Annotated in this window: 13 protein-coding genes; 1 reads left to right on the forward strand and 12 read right to left on the reverse strand. The window is 45.4% G+C overall.

Going from position 1 to position 18,557, the window contains the following annotated elements; translation table 11 throughout:
• Positions 1-198: 198 nt before the first annotated feature.
• From ruvB to EO131_RS11250, 10 genes are all read right to left on the reverse strand, one after another.
• Positions 199-1,221: a Holliday junction branch migration DNA helicase RuvB gene (gene ruvB / locus EO131_RS11205; RefSeq protein WP_127021909.1), complete on the reverse strand. Its 1,023-nt coding sequence runs from the start codon at positions 1,219-1,221 to the stop codon at positions 199-201.
• A 48-nt stretch (positions 1,222-1,269) separates the two neighbouring features.
• Positions 1,270-2,094: a GIN domain-containing protein gene (locus EO131_RS11210; RefSeq protein ID WP_164731677.1), complete on the reverse strand. Its 825-nt coding sequence runs from the start codon at positions 2,092-2,094 to the stop codon at positions 1,270-1,272.
• Positions 2,095-2,219: 125 nt separating this feature from the next.
• Positions 2,220-4,034 (reverse strand): cytochrome c oxidase subunit I, encoded by a 1,815-nt coding sequence (locus tag EO131_RS11215; RefSeq protein ID WP_127021913.1) that lies wholly within the window; start codon positions 4,032-4,034, stop codon positions 2,220-2,222.
• A gap of 43 nt (positions 4,035-4,077) precedes the next feature.
• A complete protein-coding gene (locus tag EO131_RS11220; protein WP_127021915.1) occupies positions 4,078-5,136 on the reverse strand; it encodes a cytochrome c oxidase subunit II in 1,059 nt (352 codons plus the stop codon).
• Positions 5,137-5,164: 28 nt separating this feature from the next.
• A complete protein-coding gene (locus EO131_RS11225) occupies positions 5,165-6,490 on the reverse strand; it encodes a quinol:cytochrome C oxidoreductase (RefSeq protein WP_127021917.1) in 1,326 nt (441 codons plus the stop codon).
• A gap of 17 nt (positions 6,491-6,507) precedes the next feature.
• Positions 6,508-7,077: a c-type cytochrome gene (locus tag EO131_RS11230; RefSeq protein ID WP_127021919.1), complete on the reverse strand. Its 570-nt coding sequence runs from the start codon at positions 7,075-7,077 to the stop codon at positions 6,508-6,510.
• 4 nt (positions 7,078-7,081) lie between these two features.
• Complete coding sequence (locus EO131_RS11235; protein WP_127021921.1) at positions 7,082-7,609, reverse strand: DUF3341 domain-containing protein; 528 nt, start codon at positions 7,607-7,609, stop codon at positions 7,082-7,084.
• A 2-nt stretch (positions 7,610-7,611) separates the two neighbouring features.
• Complete coding sequence (gene nrfD, locus EO131_RS11240) at positions 7,612-9,363, reverse strand: NrfD/PsrC family molybdoenzyme membrane anchor subunit (RefSeq protein ID WP_127021923.1); 1,752 nt, start codon at positions 9,361-9,363, stop codon at positions 7,612-7,614.
• 30 nt (positions 9,364-9,393) lie between these two features.
• Positions 9,394-12,510 carry a TAT-variant-translocated molybdopterin oxidoreductase gene (locus EO131_RS11245; RefSeq protein WP_127021925.1) on the reverse strand — a complete coding sequence of 1,039 codons (3,117 nt, stop codon included), beginning with the start codon at positions 12,508-12,510 and terminating at the stop codon, positions 9,394-9,396.
• A 32-nt stretch (positions 12,511-12,542) separates the two neighbouring features.
• Positions 12,543-13,910 (reverse strand): c-type cytochrome, encoded by a 1,368-nt coding sequence (locus tag EO131_RS11250; protein WP_127021927.1) that lies wholly within the window; start codon positions 13,908-13,910, stop codon positions 12,543-12,545.
• A gap of 235 nt (positions 13,911-14,145) precedes the next feature.
• Between EO131_RS11250 and EO131_RS11255 the strand changes: the two genes are divergently transcribed.
• Positions 14,146-14,520 carry an SPOR domain-containing protein gene (locus tag EO131_RS11255; RefSeq protein WP_127021929.1) on the forward strand — a complete coding sequence of 125 codons (375 nt, stop codon included), beginning with the start codon at positions 14,146-14,148 and terminating at the stop codon, positions 14,518-14,520.
• A gap of 52 nt (positions 14,521-14,572) precedes the next feature.
• Here the strand turns inward: EO131_RS11255 and infB are convergent, their stop codons facing one another.
• On the reverse strand, positions 14,573-17,272 hold the full coding sequence (infB, locus tag EO131_RS11260; protein WP_127021931.1) for a translation initiation factor IF-2: 2,700 nt from the start codon (positions 17,270-17,272) through the stop codon (positions 14,573-14,575).
• 41 nt (positions 17,273-17,313) lie between these two features.
• Positions 17,314-18,546 (reverse strand): transcription termination factor NusA, encoded by a 1,233-nt coding sequence (gene nusA, locus EO131_RS11265; protein WP_127021933.1) that lies wholly within the window; start codon positions 18,544-18,546, stop codon positions 17,314-17,316.
• Between the last annotated feature and the right edge of the window lie 11 nt (positions 18,547-18,557).

Raw genomic sequence — 18,557 nt, forward strand, 5'->3', positions numbered from 1 at the left:
AGCATAATTTAATAGCCCTAAGGCAGTTAAGTAGGAGTTTGTTCTAAGTGGATTGTGGATCACTGCTTGCCAACGGCTAAGCTTCAATGAAAATTTCCCATTGATCACTTGGGCCATTAATCAGCTAAGTAATATATCAATATACGAAATGTTTTGGATTTTTAAATATAATCGGATTTACAAAAAAAAATAGTGGACTTAAAACAACCCACCCTGTACACCACCTTTTGTTCTTCCCAAATGCTTGTAAGCCAATTCGGTGACCTCCCTTCCCCTCGGCGTACGCATGATGAAACCTTGCTGGATCAGAAACGGTTCATATACCTCTTCAATGGTCTCAGCACTTTCGGAAACAGCAGTGGCCAATGTGGTAATTCCGACGGGGCCTCCTTTGAATTTATCGATAATGGTACTCAGGATTTTATTGTCCATTTCGTCCAAGCCATGGGCATCCACATTAAGGGCCTTCAGACCGAATTGCGAAATGTTTATATCGATACTACCGTTACCCTTGATCTGGGCAAAATCCCTTACCCGTCTCAATAAAGCATTACAAATTCGTGGGGTTCCCCTACTTCTGCCGGCAATCTCTATGGCGGCCTCTTGGGTAATGGGAACTTTTAAGATTTCCGCACTGCGTTCAACGATAGTCGACAACAGTTCGGTGTTATAGTATTCCAATCGACTTTGGATACCGAACCTGGCCCGCATGGGTGCCGTAAGCAATCCAGAGCGCGTAGTGGCACCGATCAGCGTAAAGGGACTAAGGTTGATCTGAACGGTTCTGGCATTCGGCCCGGTTTCGATCATGATGTCGATCTTATAATCTTCCATAGCGGAATAGAGGTATTCTTCCACAATGGGGCTCAACCTATGAATTTCATCTATAAAGAGTACATCGCGCTCCTCCAAATTGGTCAACAAGCCAGCAAGGTCACCCGGTTTATCCAATACAGGACCAGAGGTCACCTTTATATTCACCCCAAGCTCGTTGGCCAAAATATGGGCCAAGGTGGTCTTTCCCAATCCAGGAGGGCCATGAAAAAGGGTGTGGTCCAACGCTTCCCCGCGAAGGTTGGCGGCCTGAACAAATACTTTCAGGTTTTCCAAGACCTGGGCCTGTCCTGTAAAGTCGTCGAAGGAAATAGGCCGCAGGGCCCTTTCAATATCGAGCTCCTCTTGACTGAAATTTTGGGCAGATGGATCTAAATTTTCATTCATGGTCCCACAAAGATAGTTGAAAACGGACAGTGGCGGCAACCTACTGAATCATTCCTGTTTTTTAATGAGTTGGGTCGTATCCAAAAATTCCAAAATGGAGATTTTAGGTGTGCCGTACAAGTACGTATTGGTATTTCCCTTGGCGCTCAGTTCAAAATCGCGGTAGGCGTAGCACCTTGCACTGGCGTCGTTGGCAATGGTCAGCTTAAGACTGCCCGCTTCCATGCCTTCTCCCCTGTATTTAGCATTGCCTATTAACTGTGCTTGTATACGGTCCGAAGTACCTTCCATCGTCAACGAAGCATTTCCTTCTTGATCCAACAAGGCGGTTTCGTTAACGGCATAGACATAAGCCTCCGACCGGCCGCCCATGGTTATGTTCAAAGAATCGACATCCACATTAAAATTGGCATTTACGGTATCTTCCAAATTAATATCCATAACCGCGGCATTGGCTTTGATGTCCAATCTGCTGTTATTGAATCCATCCACAAAAAGCTCGTCACTTTCGATGATATCCATAGCGACCAAACTACCATCTTTTAGGGTAATGGCCTTCAATTCGGTGTAATTGACTGTGATTTCGAATTTCTTTTTTGCAGTTACATCATAATAGGAACTGATGACCAAAGTGCTGTCCTGCACATTGAATTTTAAAATGTCGATCAAATTATCGTCCGCTACAATGGAATAACCCGGCCCGTACGACCTCTTGATGTTGATGTCCAGATTGTCATTGAGCGCAATGGCGTTAAATGCGGGCAATTCACCATTGACTTCGGTTACTATACGACTGCCTTTTATCCGGGGTTTTCGTTGTGCGTTGCATAGCAAAGGGAAAACTACTACTATGAGAAGAAGGATTTTTTTCACGGTACTATAATTTGTGGGGATTGCATCCTAAAGATATTACAAATAGGCGAACAATTGCAATTGAAACAAATGGCAACAAAAAAGCCCATCCAAATTGGATGGGCTTTTATATGCTTATACCATGGTTAATGGTTCATTTCTTCTTCATTTTCCTGAAGCGGAACGTTCTGTGGAACGAAATCCTGACCTGCTATAATGTATTCACCATTTTCATAGGTCTTGCTATAATCGTATGCCCAACGGTACACGTGAGGAATTTCACCTGGCCAGTTACCATGGATATGTTCCTGTGGCGCTGTCCATTCCAAAGTGTTAGAGCCCCATGGGTTTACAGGTCCTCTTTTACCGTAGAAGATACTTGTGATGAAGTTGTACACAAATACCAACTGTGCCAAACCTGCTATGATGGCAAATACGGTCATCAACACCTGTACATTGGTCAGCTCATCAAACATTGGGAAGGCTGTATTCTCATAATAACGTCTTGGCACCCCGGCCATTCCCACAAAGTGCATTGGGAAGAATACCCCATAGGCACAGATTGCCGTAATCCAGAAGTGGACGTAACCCAAGTTCTTGTTCATCATTCGACCTTGGAACATTTTTGGGAACCAGTGGTACACCCCGGCGAACAATCCGTAAAGTGCGGATATACCCATTACCAAGTGGAAGTGTGCCACTACAAAATAGGTGTCGTGAACGTTAATGTCCAACGTACTATCACCTAAAATGATACCGGTCAGACCTCCTGTAATGAAAGTAGAAACCAAGCCAATGGAGAACAACATCGCTGGGTTCAATTGGAGGTTACCTTTCCATAACGTGGTGATATAGTTAAATGCTTTTACCGCAGATGGAATCGCGATCAACAATGTGGTAAACGTAAATACCGATCCCAAGAATGGGTTCATCCCAGAAACGAACATGTGGTGACCCCACACAATCGTTGACAAGAATGCGATGGCCAAAATAGAGGCCACCATGGCGCGGTATCCGAAAATCGGTTTTCTGGCGTTGGTCGACATCACTTCGGAAGTGATACCCAAAGCTGGCAACAATACGATGTAAACCTCAGGGTGACCCAAGAACCAGAACAAATGCTCATACAACACGGGTGAACCACCTTGATAATGCAATACCTCTCCTTGGATAAAAATATCCGACAAGAAGAAGGAAGTACCAAAGCTCCTATCCATGATCAACAACAAAGCTGCTGACAACAAAACTGGGAACGAAACCACACCGATAATGGCGGTTACGAAAAATGCCCAAATCGTCAATGGCAAACGGGTCATGGACATACCCTTGGTTCTTAAGTTGAGTACCGTTACAATATAGTTCAATGAACCTAGTAGGGATGATGCGATAAAGATGGCCATGGAAACCAACCATAGGGTCATACCTGCTCCCGATCCAGGCTGTGCCATAGGCAATGCACTCAACGGTGGATAAATTGTCCAACCAGCGGCTGCGGGTCCTGCTTCAACAAATAAGGAGGTAACCATGATCACCGAAGAAAGGAAGAACAACCAGTACGATACCATGTTCAAGAAACCGGACGCCATATCTCGGGCACCGATCTGCAATGGAATCAATAAGTTACTGAAGGTACCACTCAAACCGGCAGTCAACACGAAGAATACCATGATGGTACCGTGAATGGTAACCAATGCCAAATAAATATCGGCATCCATTACCCCATCAGGCGCCCATTTTCCAAGTAAAGCTTCGAAAATTGGGAACGACTGGCCAGGCCAAGCCAATTGCATTCGGAACAGCAATGACATGGCAATACCTACGAATCCCATGATTAGACCCGTAATGAGATACTGTTTGGATATCATCTTGTGGTCCTGGCTGAAGACATACTTCGTTATAAAGGTCTCCTTATGATGATGTCCGTGATCGTCGTGTCCGTGTTCGTGTCCAGTAGCTGACATAATCTGATTTAGTATTTTGTTATGGTACTTTTCTTTTGGATAATTATTCTGCAGGTGTCATACTAGCCTTAAAGGTCTTCTGTTCCGCCATCCATTTATTAAATTCTTCCTCGGTCTCCACTATGATCTTCATTTGCATGTTATAGTGTGACTTTCCACATATCTTGTTGCACAACAACAAATAGTCAAATTCCCATGGGTCGGAGTTCGGCTTCCCTTCGGCCGCCCACTTTGCCCTAAGTTCATTTGTTCTTCTTACTTTTTCAACCACATCAGGGTTCAATCGCATTTCTTCCGTGGTCACTGTTGGTGTAAAGGAGAATTGTGTGATCATACCGGGTACGCAGTTCATTTGTGCCCTAAAGTGAGGCATGTAGGCTGAGTGCAACACATCCTGTGACCTCATTTTGAAGTTCACCTTTCTTCCTACCGGCAAATGCAATTCCTTAACGATTACATCGTCGTCACCATTGGGATCGGATTCATCGATACCCAACACGTTTGCTCTGTCTATATCGATCAAACGTACATTGGCATCACCAAGCACGTTATCATCTCCAGCGTAGCGCGCGGTCCAGTTAAATTGTTGGGCATACAGTTCCACTACCAAGGGATCGTCATCTTCATTGATATCCATGATACTGGTCCAAGTGTACAATCCCCAAAGGATCAAACCGGCCAATACAATTACAGGGATAATGGTCCAGATAAACTCCAATCGGTCGTTATCGGCATAGAAAAGGGCCTTTCGTCCTTTTTGACCTCGGTATTTATATCCGAAATAATGCAACAGGGCCTGTGTAATGGTCTGCACAAAAAAGATGATTCCAAAGGAAACCCACATCAATTGGTCGTACTCGCCTCCATGCTCCGAAGCTGCTTCGGGCAACAACATCTTGCTGTACTTTACAAAACTGAAAATGGTGATTCCGTAGATAAAGATCAGGAACCCGAACAACAGATAACCATTGTTTTTGTTATCGGAATCGTTTGCTACCTCAGGGTTATCTGTTTTTGACTGTGACAATTCGAAAATCTTGGTCATTTGCCAGATCGCAATCGCCACCAGTACTAAAACAGTCAATGTTAATAATGCAGTCATCGTGTATCTATCTAAGACTTAAATCGTATTAATAATGAAAATGTCTACTTTCCTCAATAAATGGGTTTCGTTTTGGCTGCAATGGGGCCTTTGTAAGGGCGGTGAACACCCAAAACACGAACAGACCACCAAAGAACAATATACCACCTATTTCTGGCAGGCCAATGAACCATTGATCACCAACGGTGGCAGGCATCACCATATTGAACACATCCAAATAGTGACCAAATAGGACAACAATACCCGTCATGATCACAAACCAGTTCACCCTTTTGTAGTCGCTGTTCATCAACACCAACAATGGGAAAATGAAGTTCATGGCCAACATACCAAAGAATGGCAATTTATAATCTTGGAAACGGGCCACATAATAGGTAACCTCTTCCGGAATGTTCGCATACCAGATCAACATAAACTGTGAGAACCACAAATAGGTCCAGAAAATACTGATACCGAACATGAACTTCGCCAAATCGTGGATGTGGCTGTTGTTCACATTTTCCAAATAGCCTTTGGATTTCAGGTAAATGGTTACCATGGCGATCACAGTAATTCCTGATACGAACATACTGGCAAATACATACCATCCAAACAAGGTACTGAACCAATGTGGGTCCAAACTCATGATCCAATCCCAAGACATCATGGACTCGGTTACCAAATAGAATACCAAGAATCCGGCAGACCATCTAAAGTTTTTAACGAAGTTGCTGTTGTCGTTGGCTTCATCCTGTGCCAAAGACAATTTTCGGGAATATTCACGGTAGAAAATCCATCCACCCAAGAAAATCGCAGCACGGATTAAGAAGAAGGTCGTATCCAAATAACCCGCCTTGCCCTGTAACAATTCATCGTGCGCAACGGTATCGGCATCCATCCATACAAACAAATGGTTCATATGCAAAGTGGACAATAACAAAATCACAAACAAAATGATACCCCCTGGCACCAAATATGCAGTAATACCTTCCATAACCCGGAACAACAACGGCGACCAACCGGCCTGTGCCGCTCTTTGGATGGCATAGAATGCCAACACACCCAATGCAATCATAAAGAAAAAGAAGGCGGCCACATACAAAGCAGACCAAGGTCTATTCTGCAATTGGTGCAACAAATGTTCATCATGCGATGCATCATGAGCGGCTTCGGCACCATGCCCTTGATCTTCACCATGGCTTACTGCTTCTTCGGCATGGGCTTCCCCATGGCCATCCCCGTGTGCGGATGCCACCATGGCCTTTGCCTCTTCCACCGTTGATGGAGTGGACACAAAACCTATTGCCAAGAAAATAACCCCAAGGGCCATGGCAATAAAAGATCCTATTCTAAGTTTGTTTGAAAAGGTATACATAGTTTGCTCTTATCCAATTATTTTGTTAGGTCTTCCTTTAACTTCATTACGTACTCAGATACCTGCCACATTTCTTTTTCATTGGCGAACTGGGAGGCATAGGACCCCATGGAGTTCAATCCGTAATAAATGGTGTGGTAGGTGGTACCTACGGTAATGTTTCTCGCTACATCATCATAGCTGGGAACACCCAATATTTTTTCTCGTTTCACCAAGTTGCCCTGTCCATCACCTTTGGTGCCATGGCAAATGGCACAATAGATATCGTACAACTCTTTGCCCTTCGCCAAATCTTCTTCCATGTTCAAGGAATCCAATGGACTGGTGTTCAACCTTGCCAACTCTTTACCTTCCGGAGTGTTTTCGAACTCATAGGGCAGATAACCTCTTGGAATGGTACCTTCGGCAGGCAACATGGCCTCGGTGCCATCAGGGAAAAGACCATTGTCCACCCCTTGATAGGTTTCATATCCTACAGGTTCGTACATGTTTGGCATAAATTGGTAGTTCGGACTGTTCTTGTCGGCACAAGAGGCCACAAAAGCCACCAAAACCAAAGCAACACTTATTTTACCTAATTGCTTCATATTATTAAGACTCCTTTTCTGTAACTTTTACTTCCACCGCCCCGGTTTCCCATAATAGGTCGGCAAGTTCATTTTCATTGTCGTGCACTCCGATTTCCATCAAAAAGTGGTCATCCGTGGTACGCTTATCTGGGTTCTCCGCTTTTTTGAAGGGCCACATTCTACTTCTTAGATAGAAAGTGATCACCATCAAGTGCGCTGCAAAGAACACGGTCATTTCGAACATAATCGGCACAAAGGCAGGCATGTTGTCCAAGTAACTGAAACTTGGCTTTCCACCAATGTCTTGTGGCCAATCCTCGATCATGATATAGTTCATCATTACTATGGCAACCGCAAGCCCCAAACATCCGTATAGGAATGAGGTTATAGCGATACGTGTGCCCTCCAATCCCATGGCCTTGTCTAGACCGTGAACGGGAAACGGAGTATACACTTCCTCAATATGGTGGTGCGCTGCCCTAACTTTTTTTACGGCATGCATCAACACATCGTCATCATTGTAAAGTGCCTGTATAACTTTTGATGCCATAATTATTTTTTATCGTTTAACAACTTTGCTTGACCAGCCCAATCGTCGCGTTGTGCACGACCAGGGAACCTTCCGGTTATCGAGTCTAACAAATTATATTCGTTTTCGGTCATTCTGGCTACCTGTGCATAGGTAAATATGCCAATTTCATTTAAGGTACGTTCCATTTCTGGTCCAACTCCCTTGATCAGTTTTAAATCGTCGGGTGTTTCGGTAGCTGCATCAAAAGTTCCCACTGCACTCAACAATTCCGAAACTCCTATTTTATCACCTACCGTGGGTTTTGGTTCGCCCATCAGTACATCATCAGTGATGGATTCCTCATGGCTTACCACTTTGTTTACGCCTGCTGGCATTTGATAAAGGGGCTGACCTGCTTCCCTTAACTTTTTAAAGCGCTCTCCTGAAGATTTCAAAATGGATTTTACCTCCGCCTGGGCAATTACCGGGAAGGTTCTTGAGTACAATAGGAAGAGTACGAAGAAGAATCCGATGGTTCCCACAAAGATTCCGATATCCACAAAAGTTGGTGAGAACATCGTCCAAGCAGAAGGAAGGTAATCCCTGTGCAAAGAAGTCACGATGATCACAAAACGCTCGAACCACATACCAATGTTCACGACAATGGAGATGAAGAAAGAGAACATGATACTGGTACGCAATTTTTTGAACCACATGAACTGTGGCGAGAACACGTTACAGGTCATCATGGACCAGTAGGCCCACCAGTAAGGACCTGTAGCCCTGTTCAGGAAGGCATATTGCTCGTATTCCACCCCGGAATACCATGCAATGAACAACTCGGTAATGTAGGCACAACCCACAATGGAACCGGTGATCATGATCACAATGTTCATCAACTCGATGTGCTGTACAGTAATATAAGCTTCAAGATTACACACTTTACGCATGATGATCAAAAGGGTGTTCACCATCGCAAAACCAGAGAAAATCGCACCGGCAACAAAGTAAGGTGGGAAAATGGTGGTGTGCCATCCTGGCATAACCGATGTAGCAAAGTCAAAGGATACAATAGTGTGTACGGAAAGTACCAGAGGCGTGGCCAAACCTGCCAACACCAAGGAAACTTCCTCAAAACGCTGCCAATCCTTTGCGCGTCCTGTCCAACCGAAGCTCAACAGGCTGTATATTTTCTTTTGGAAGGGTTTTACCGCCCTATCCCGGATCATGGCGAAGTCAGGCAACAGACCTGTCCACCAGAACACCAAGGAAACGGATAGATAGGTAGAAATCGCAAATACGTCCCAAAGCAATGGGGAGTTAAAGTTCACCCAAAGCGACCCGAACTGGTTCGGGATGGGAAGTACCCAATAGCCCAACCATGGACGACCCATGTGGATGATCGGGAAGAGACCGGCCTGAACAACCGAGAAGATGGTCATCGCCTCCGCGGAACGGTTAATGGCCATTCTCCATTTCTGTCTGAACAGCAAAAGTACGGCCGAAATCAGGGTTCCTGCGTGACCGATACCCACCCACCATACAAAGTTGGTGATGTCCCAGGCCCAGTTAACGGTTCGGTTAAGACCCCAAACCCCAATACCTGTGGATATGGTATAAATGATACATCCTAGACCCCAAAGGAATGCCACAAGCGCTATGGTGAAAACAATCCACCATTGTTTATTGGCCTTTCCCTCGACTGGACGGGCAATGTCCACTGTTACATCGTGGTATCCTTTGTCTCCGACCACTAAGGGCTTTCGAATAGGTGCTTCGTAGTGCGACGCCATAATTTATCTTCTAGTTACTTCTTTTATTGATTAAGCCTCGTTGGTGTTTCTGACCTTAACATGATAGAACACATTGGGTTTTGTTCCCACATGCTCCAACAAGTGGTACATTCTATCATCTTCCTTCAAGTGGGCCACTTTGCTCTCCTTATCATTGATATCTCCAAAGACCATCGCTCCGGTTCCGCAAGCTGCTGAACATGCCGTTTGGAATTCACCGTCTTTGATCACCCTTCCATCCCTCTTGGCATCCAAGATGGTTTTTTGGGTTTTTTGGATACACATGGAGCATTTTTCCATCACCCCTCTGGAACGAACGTTCACATCTGGATTAAGAACCATTTTGCCCAAGTCATTGTTCATGTTGAAGTTGAACTCGTCATTGTTATTGTACAAGAACCAGTTGAACCTACGTACTTTATAAGGACAGTTGTTGGCACAATATCTTGTACCCACACAACGGTTGTATGCCATATGGTTTTGACCTTGTCTACCGTGAGATGTGGCCGCTACCGGACACACCGTTTCACAGGGTGCATGGTTACAGTGTTGGCACATTACGGGCTGGAAGGCAACTTGAGGGTTGGCCGATGGGTCTTCCATCTCCCTGAATCCGCCCAAGGAACCCTTATCGCCCCAAAGACCATCCATTTCCTCTTTTTTCTCGTTGTCTTCAGCGAAGGTCTCTTCAGAAGAATAATACCTATCGATACGCAACCAGTGCATATCCCTGGAACGACGCATTTCGCGTTTTCCAACCACAGGTACGTTGTTTTCGGCATGACATGCGATCACACACGCCCCACAACCGGTACATGCGTTCAAATCGATGGACAGGTTAAAGTGGTGGCCGATGGACCTATCAAACTCATCCCAAAGGTCGGCATCTGGAGATGTCACAGGGATTTCGTTGTGGTTCAACGACACATGTGGCATTGGATTCCACTCTGCGTGATCTTTGGTATTGAAGATTTCCAAGGTGGTTTCCTTGATGATATCCCCTCTACCCATTAATGTTTTATGGGACTGGATACAGGCAAACTCATGAACACCAGCTGCTTTTTCAATAGTTACGGACTGTACATCGGAGAAGTTGGTGTACAATGCATAGGCATTAACACCTGTTGCCATCTCTTCCTGCATTCCAGCTTTTCTTCCGTATCCGAAAGAAAGACCAACAGTTCCTACCGCTTGCCCTGGTTGTATGATCACCGGAACATTTTCCAAGACTTTTCCATCAACGGTCAATTTCACGTAGCTACCATTGACACCACCATCTGCCTCAATCGTGTTTTCAAGCCCCCATTGTTCGGCATCCGCTTTGGAAACCGTAACATAGTTATCCCAAGACACTCTGGAAATAGGATCGGGGAACTCTTGCAACCATGGGTTATTGGCCTGACGTCCGTCTCCCATACCCACTTTTGAATAAAGCACCAATTCAGTGCCTGCACTTGTGGAGTTCACCAAAGAACGGATAGCTGAAGCCACAGGCACCACACTTGGTGCATCGCCTTCCGTTTCTTCCGAAACCGCTTCAACCACTTCCGCTTCGATTACAGGAGCAGCAAAGACCCCATCGCGAAGGGCCATGTTCCAAGAACCACCCTGCAGGATATCGGTATTCCAAGTTTCCTTGATGTAATCGTAATATGTTTTTTCACTGCCCATCCATGTCAACAAGGCTGTCTGAAACTGTCTAGTGTCAAACAACTCGCGAATGGCTGGCTGCATTAAAGTGTATTGTCCTTTTTTGAATTGGGCATCCCCCCAAGATTCCAAATAGTGGGAAGCAGCCGCAACAAATGTCGTAGACTGTGCTGTTTCATCATTATTGAAGGCAAAGGTCACGGAAACATCCACCTTTTCCAATCCTGAAACAAACTCCTCTGCATTGGGCAAGGTATAGGCCGGATTAACTCCGTCCATGATCAAAGCTCCAACACGACCGGCATTCATATCGGCGATCAATTTGGATACCTTGGCAGTATCTCCTTGACGCACATATTTTGGAGTAGCGGCATCAAACGCTTCGCTGGCCAATAATTTGTTGATGGCCAACACCACGGTTTGGGCGTTCACATCGTTCAAACCAGAAACCACCACTGCCTTGCTACCGGCTTTTCTAATTTCTGCAGCTACTTGGTCTACAGCACCGTCTACATCAGAAGTGCCACCACCAACATTGCTGCCGTTCAATTTGCCATACAACTTGGCCAAAGCGATCTTTTGTTGCGTGGGCGTCATTGGTATACGCTTGTCCGCATTGGCACCGGTCAAAGACATATTGGCCTCCATTTGGATGTGGCGCGACATTTTGCCTTTTTTGGGCACTCGGCCTTTGGCATAGCCAGCATCATATCCACCACCTTGCCAATCTCCCAGGAAGTCGGCTCCGAAGGATACGATCAAATCGGCTTTCTCAAAATCGTAATCGGCCAAGGCCCTTTCACCATAGGCCATTTGATAAGCATTCAATGCAGCATCTTCAGAAATGGCATCGTACACCACATGGTTTACGTTGTCACCATAAGCTGCCTTAAATTCCGCAATCAATTTATCGGTGGATGGACTCGCGTAGGTCTGGGTCAAGAGCACCACTTGCCTATTCGAACCTTTCAAGGCATTCAATTTAGCCTTAACCGTCGCATCCAATACTTTCCACTCAACAGGCTCACCATTGGACATTGGTCCTTGAACCCTTTTACTATCATATAAGGTAAGTACGGAAGCTTGTACCCTTGCATTGGCACTGCCGTTTACCTTGGCATCTGTATTGTTTTCAATTTTGATGGGCCTACCCTCCCTGGTCTTTACCAAAATACTGGCAAAATCGAAACCATCGGCAATGGTGGTCGCATAATAGTTAGCCACGCCCGGAACGATTTCATCCGGTTGCACCACGTAAGGAATAGATTTATGAACCGGTCCTTCACACGCTGCCAAGGTGGCTGCCGCTGTACTGAAGCCGACATATTTAAGAAAGTCCCTTCGTGACGTGTTGGAAGCAGCAAGGTTTTCCTTGTCGCCCAAAAATTCATCAACGGGAATCTCCTCTGTAAACTCGTTGTTTCTTAGCGCCTCAACAATGGAATCGTTCGGATTCAGCTCCGCTTCACTTTTCCAATATTTTTTGTTTGATGCCATACGATATATCTGAGATTATCTTCTTTTAATTCTTAATAGTGACATTTACCACATTCCAAACCACCCATCATGGCAGCAGTCAATTCCTGCACACCATACTTTTTGGAAAGTTCTTCGTGGATGGCCGCATAGTACTCATTGCCCTCAACCTTCACATTGGTTTCCCTGTGGCAGTTGATACACCATCCCATGGTAAGGGGCGCAAACTGGTACATCACTTCCATTTCCTCAACAGGACCGTGACATGTCTGGCACTCTACGCCGGCCACAGAAACGTGCTGGGAGTGGTTGAAATAAGCAAAGTCTGGTAAATTATGGATTCGCACCCATTGTACCGGTTGTGATTCACCTGTATATTTTTGATTCTCCTCATCCCATCCGACAGCTTTGTACAGCTTTTTGATTTCGCCGGTGTAGAACTCGTTGGTGTATCCGTTCGCCAAATCCTCGGCACTGGGTCCTTCAGGATTGCCCTTGTACTCGTAAATGGATTTGTGGCAATTCATACAAACGTTCAAGGAAGGAATTCCCGATGTTTTGGAAACCCTTGCGGAAGAGTGGCAATACTTACAATCGATTTTATTGTCACCCGCGTGGATCTTGTGTGAATAATGGATGGGCTGAATTGGCGCGTAACCTTGGTCGATACCTACCTGCATTAAGTAACCATAAGCGAAATACGCACTCACCAACAATAGGAAAATAGCACTGACCAACATCAGGAACTGGTTCTTCACGAATGCTTTCCAAATGGGCATGCGCTTTTCACGTTCCTCTGCCAACACCACACCATTGGCCTCCGCAATCCTGCGCAAGGTTTTGTTCACCAAAATGAGCATGACCACCAACAGACCAAATACCAAGGCCAAGGCACCCAAGATCATTTCGTTGGAAATACCTCCCGAGGCAGCACCGGCATCACCACCAGTTGCAGCAGGGGTGGCAGCGGCCACAGGAGCAGGGGGCGGAGCGGCCGTGTAGGCCAAAATATCATCGATGTCCTGGTTGGACAACGTTGGGAAAGGCGTCATCGCCGCCTGATTGTACTCATTGTAGATCTTGTTGGCATAGGCATCCCCAGAGGCAATCATCCCTGGACTGTTTTTAACCCACGTATAAATCCACTCTTTGTCCAAGCCTTCATCCTCAGCAAGCCTTGATTCCACATTGGCCAAGGCAGGACCGGTCATTTTACGATCCAATGCGTGACAAGCGGCACAGTTCTGGTTAAAAAGTTGCTTCCCCTTTGCCGGATCTCCACCCGTAGCATCGGCAGCAGTCTCAGTAGCTGTTTCCGCAACAGCCTGAGCTTCTTCCTGTGCATAAAATGATGTGGAGTAAAGTAGGAGAGATAAACCTAAAACTTTTGAAAATAGATGGCGGTATAAAACCTTTTTCATATTAACGAAATTTCTAACGAAATCTTTGGCATGGTTGTTTCTATTGAAATTGAGAACAATAGCATTTTACCCTGCCAAGAGTGGTCACAAAAGTAAGACATACAGTCATTTTTTGAAATGTTAAGGTATTTATAACATCTAATTTATAAAGATTCTAAATAAATGCGGTACAAGTGGGTTAAAACAGAATATCCTACATTTGTCAAAAGTAACTTTTAAAAAATACCGGAACACCATGAAAACTCCCGTATTTACTGCCCTAATGATTGGTATTGCCATTCAACTTTCCGCACAGGAAGGGAACGTATCCATTCAACAAGATCCCAAGATTGATCAACTGGTAAAACTGTATACGGAAGCGAATTCCAATACGGGATATTATCAAATCCAAGTGGGATTTGGCGACTTTCAGAAAGCTCAAAACCTGAAGTCGCAAGTAGAAATCGATTTTCCCGATTGGTACTCCAAAATAGAATTTGAATCGCCTACCTACCGTGTTCGATTAGGCCGGTTCAAGACCAAATTGGAGGCCGAACGGAAATATTTGGAGGTGCGTAAAAAATACCCGGATGCCATGCTCCTGAAACCGGAGAAAGCATCCAAATCCTAATAAAAAAATCCCGCCAAAAGCGGGATTTTTAATTTATGGACCTTTTGAAAAACTATAGTTTCTTTTTAACGGCCACTTCTTGGAAGGCTTCAACAATGTCCCCTTCCCTGATATCATTGTAATTTTTAATCTGCAATCCACAGTCATATCCTTTGGATACTTCCTTAACATCATCCTTAAATCGTTTCAAGGACGCCAATTCACCGGTGTAGACCACTACCCCATCACGAATCAATCGAATCTGTGAATTACGGAAGATTTTACCGCTGGTTACCATACAACCGGCAATGGTTCCGATTTTGGAAATCTTGAAGGTTTCCCTGATTTCGGCATTACCCGTAACCTCTTCCTTGATTTCTGGCGACAACATACCTTCCATCGCATCCTTCAAATCATTGATGGCATCATAGATAATGGAATACGTACGGATATCGATTTCCTCCTTATCGGCCAACTGGCGGGCATTGCCCATTGGCCTAACATTAAATCCAATAATGATCGCATCGGAGGCACTGGCCAACAATACGTCGGATTCGGTGATGGCACCGACTCCTTTGTGGATGATATTCACCTGAATCTCATCGGTGGATAGTTTTTGGAAGGAATCGGTAAGCGCTTCAACGGAACCATCCACGTCACCTTTCAAGATGATGTTCAATTCCTTAAACTCACCCAAGGCAATTCGTCGACCGATCTCATCAAGGGTAATATGTCGTTGTGCCCTTACAGATTGCTCACGTTGCAACTGAGATCGTTTGGCCGCAATTTGTTTTGCTTCCCGTTCGTCCTCCAAGACGTTGAAACGATCGCCCGCCTGTGGCGCACCATCCAACCCTAAAATGGAAATTGGGGTTGATGGACCAACACTCTTCACGATTTTGCCGCGCTCGTCTTGCATGGCCTTTATCTTACCACTGCAGGTTCCGGCCAATACATAATCACCTATATTAAGGGTTCCGGATTGCACCAAAATAGTGGCCACATATCCCCTACCTTTATCCAAGAAGGCTTCCACAACGGTTCCGGAGGCCAATTTGTCGGGATTTGCCTTTAATTCCAACAATTCTGCTTCCAGCAATACCTTCTCCAGCAATTCTTTTACACCTTGCCCAGTTTTGGCAGAAATATCGTGGGATTGGATCTTACCACCCCAGTCTTCCACCAAAAGGTTCATTTGGGCCAGTCCTTCTTTGATTTTATCGGGGTTCGCCGTAGGCTTATCCACTTTGTTGATGGCAAAAACAATAGGCACGCCCGCAGCTTGTGCGTGGCTGATCGCCTCTTTGGTCTGTGGCATGATATCGTCATCCGCAGCTACCACAATAATGGCAATATCGGTTACCTGGGCGCCCCTGGCACGCATCGCGGTAAACGCTTCGTGACCCGGAGTATCCAAGAAAGTGATGCGTTGTCCATTGTCCAAAGCAACACCATATGCGCCGATGTGCTGGGTAATACCACCACTTTCACCGGCAATTACATTTTCTTTACGGATATAATCCAACAAGGATGTTTTACCATGATCCACGTGACCCATTACGGTAACAATCGGTGCTCTTGGTTTTAAATCTTCGGGTGCATCCTGTTGTTCTTCGATGGCCTCTTCTATCTCGGCCGTCACAAATTCCACTTCGTAACCGAACTCGTCAGCCACAATGGAAAGGGTCTCGGCATCCAAACGTTGGTTCATGGTCACCATGATACCCAAGGACATACAGGCCGAAATGATCTGGGTTGTGGAAACCCCCATCATGGTCGCCACCTCGTTTACGGTCACAAACTCGGTAACTTTGAGGATTTTGCTATCCAGTTCCTGTTGTTCAAGATCTTTTTCCGTTTGTTGACGGTGCTGATCTCTTTTTTCCCTTCTATATTTGGCACCTTTGCCCTTGCCGGATTTTCCTTGGAGTTTTTCCAAGGTTTCCCGCACTTGCTTTTGTACTTCTTCTTCTGTGGGCTCCACTTTGGGAACGGCCGAACGTTGCCCTTTGCGTCCAACGCCGTTTCCTCCTTTTACGGGACGTCCGTTACCTGCTTGTGGTCCTCCTTTTACAATTCGCTTTCTGCGTTTCTTGCGATCATTGGCATCGGAACTACCACCTTGCTTTTGGCTGTCCTCCTTCTTCTTCTTCGGCTTTTCAAACTTGGAAAGATCGATTTTATCCCCAGTGATCTTTGGACCCGATAGTTTTTGATATTGGGTCTTGATGGTCTCTGATTCTTTGGGCTGTTCTTCCGCTTCTGGTTTGGGCTCAACCTTTTCTTCAACTTTTACGACAACCTCTTCTTTTTCCTGGGGCTTTTCTTCTTTTTGAACTGGTTCCTCAGGTTTAGGGGCCTCAACAACCTTTTCCGGTTCTTCCTCTACCTTGGCAGGGGCCGGTTTAGGGTCCAAATCGATTTTACCCACAGTTTTGGGACCTGAAAGTTCCGCTTTGGCCTTGATCACCTGCTGCTCGGCACTGCGTTTCTCCTTGGCTATCCTGCGTTCTTCCTGTTCTTGTTCCATTTGGATTCGAATGGCCTCTTTCTCCTTGCGCTTTTCTTCGCCCACTTCCTTGGAGGCCACTTTTTTGCTCTTATCCGTTTGGAACTCATCCAACAGGACTTGATACACTTCATCGGAGATCTTCGTGGTCGGCCTTGCCTCTACATCATGCCCTACTGAGGCCAGATAATCCACTGCCCTGTCCAATGAAATGTTCAATTCTCTCAGAACCTTGTTAAGTCGTATTGTTGGGTTTCCTGCCATAAATTGTTTTCCTTGCCCTAAAATTCGCTGCTAATATAAGTCTAATCTTCAAATTCTTCCCTGAGGATACGGATAACATCCTGAACTGTTTCCTCCTCAAGATCGGTACGTTTTACCAAGTCGTTCACGTCCTGCTCCAATACACTGCGTGCCGTATCCAATCCAATTTTCTTGAATTCTTCGATCACCCAGCTTTCTATTTCATCCGAGAACTCCGTCAATTCCACATCTTCCTCCACACCTTCGCGGAACACATCGATCTCATACCCTGTCAACTGACCGGCCAATCGAATGTTATGTCCTCCCCTACCAATGGCCTTGGACACCTCTTCAGGTTTCAAGAACACTTGTGCGGTCTTTTTTTCTTCGTTCAATTTAACCGATGATACCCTAGCTGGACTCAGCGCACGGGTCACCATTAATTGTGGATTGTTCGTCCAATTGATCACATCGATGTTCTCGTTGCCCAATTCACGTACAATACCATGGATTCGGGATCCCTTCATACCCACGCAAGCCCCAACGGGATCGATACGGTCATCATAGGAATCCACAGCCACTTTTGCCTTTTCACCTGGAATGCGAACTGCCTTTTTGATGGTGATCAAACCATCAAAAACCTCTGGTATTTCTTGGAAGAACAATTGCTCCAAGAAAATCGGCGATGTCCTTGACATAATGATGGTTGGTTTATTTCCCTTGAGCTCCACGCTCTCTATGATTCCACGAACGTTATCTCCTTTACGGAAAAAGTCGGAAGGAATCTGCTTTTCCTTTGGAAGGATGATCTCGTTTCCTTCATCATCCAACAAAATGACCGCCTTATGGCGGATATGGTGCACCTCAGCGGTGTAGATTTCACCTTCCAGATCTTTAAATTGCTTGTAGATCGTGGTATTGTCGTGCTCATGGATCTTGGAAATCAAATTTTGGCGCAATGCCAAAATGGCCCTTCTTCCCAAATCGATCAGTTTCACCTCTTCGGAAACGTCCTCACCCACCTCAAAATCGGGTTCGATCTTTCTAGCTTCGGAAAGGGAAATTTCCTCATTGGGATCTTCCACTTCACCATCCTCTACCACAACGCGGTTTCTCCAGATCTCCAAATCCCCTTTATCTGGGTTGATGATGATATCAAAATTATCGTCAGATCCGAATTTCTTCTTGAGGGCACTTCGGAATACTTCTTCCAAAATAGCCATAAGGGTCACCCTGTCTATAAACTTATCGTCCTTAAACTCCGAAAAGGATTCGATGAGCGCTAGGTTTTCCATTTTCTACTTCA

It is taken from the genome of Flagellimonas beolgyonensis, assembly GCF_003992615.1.
Classification (GTDB): Bacteria; Bacteroidota; Bacteroidia; order Flavobacteriales; family Flavobacteriaceae; genus Flagellimonas; species Flagellimonas beolgyonensis.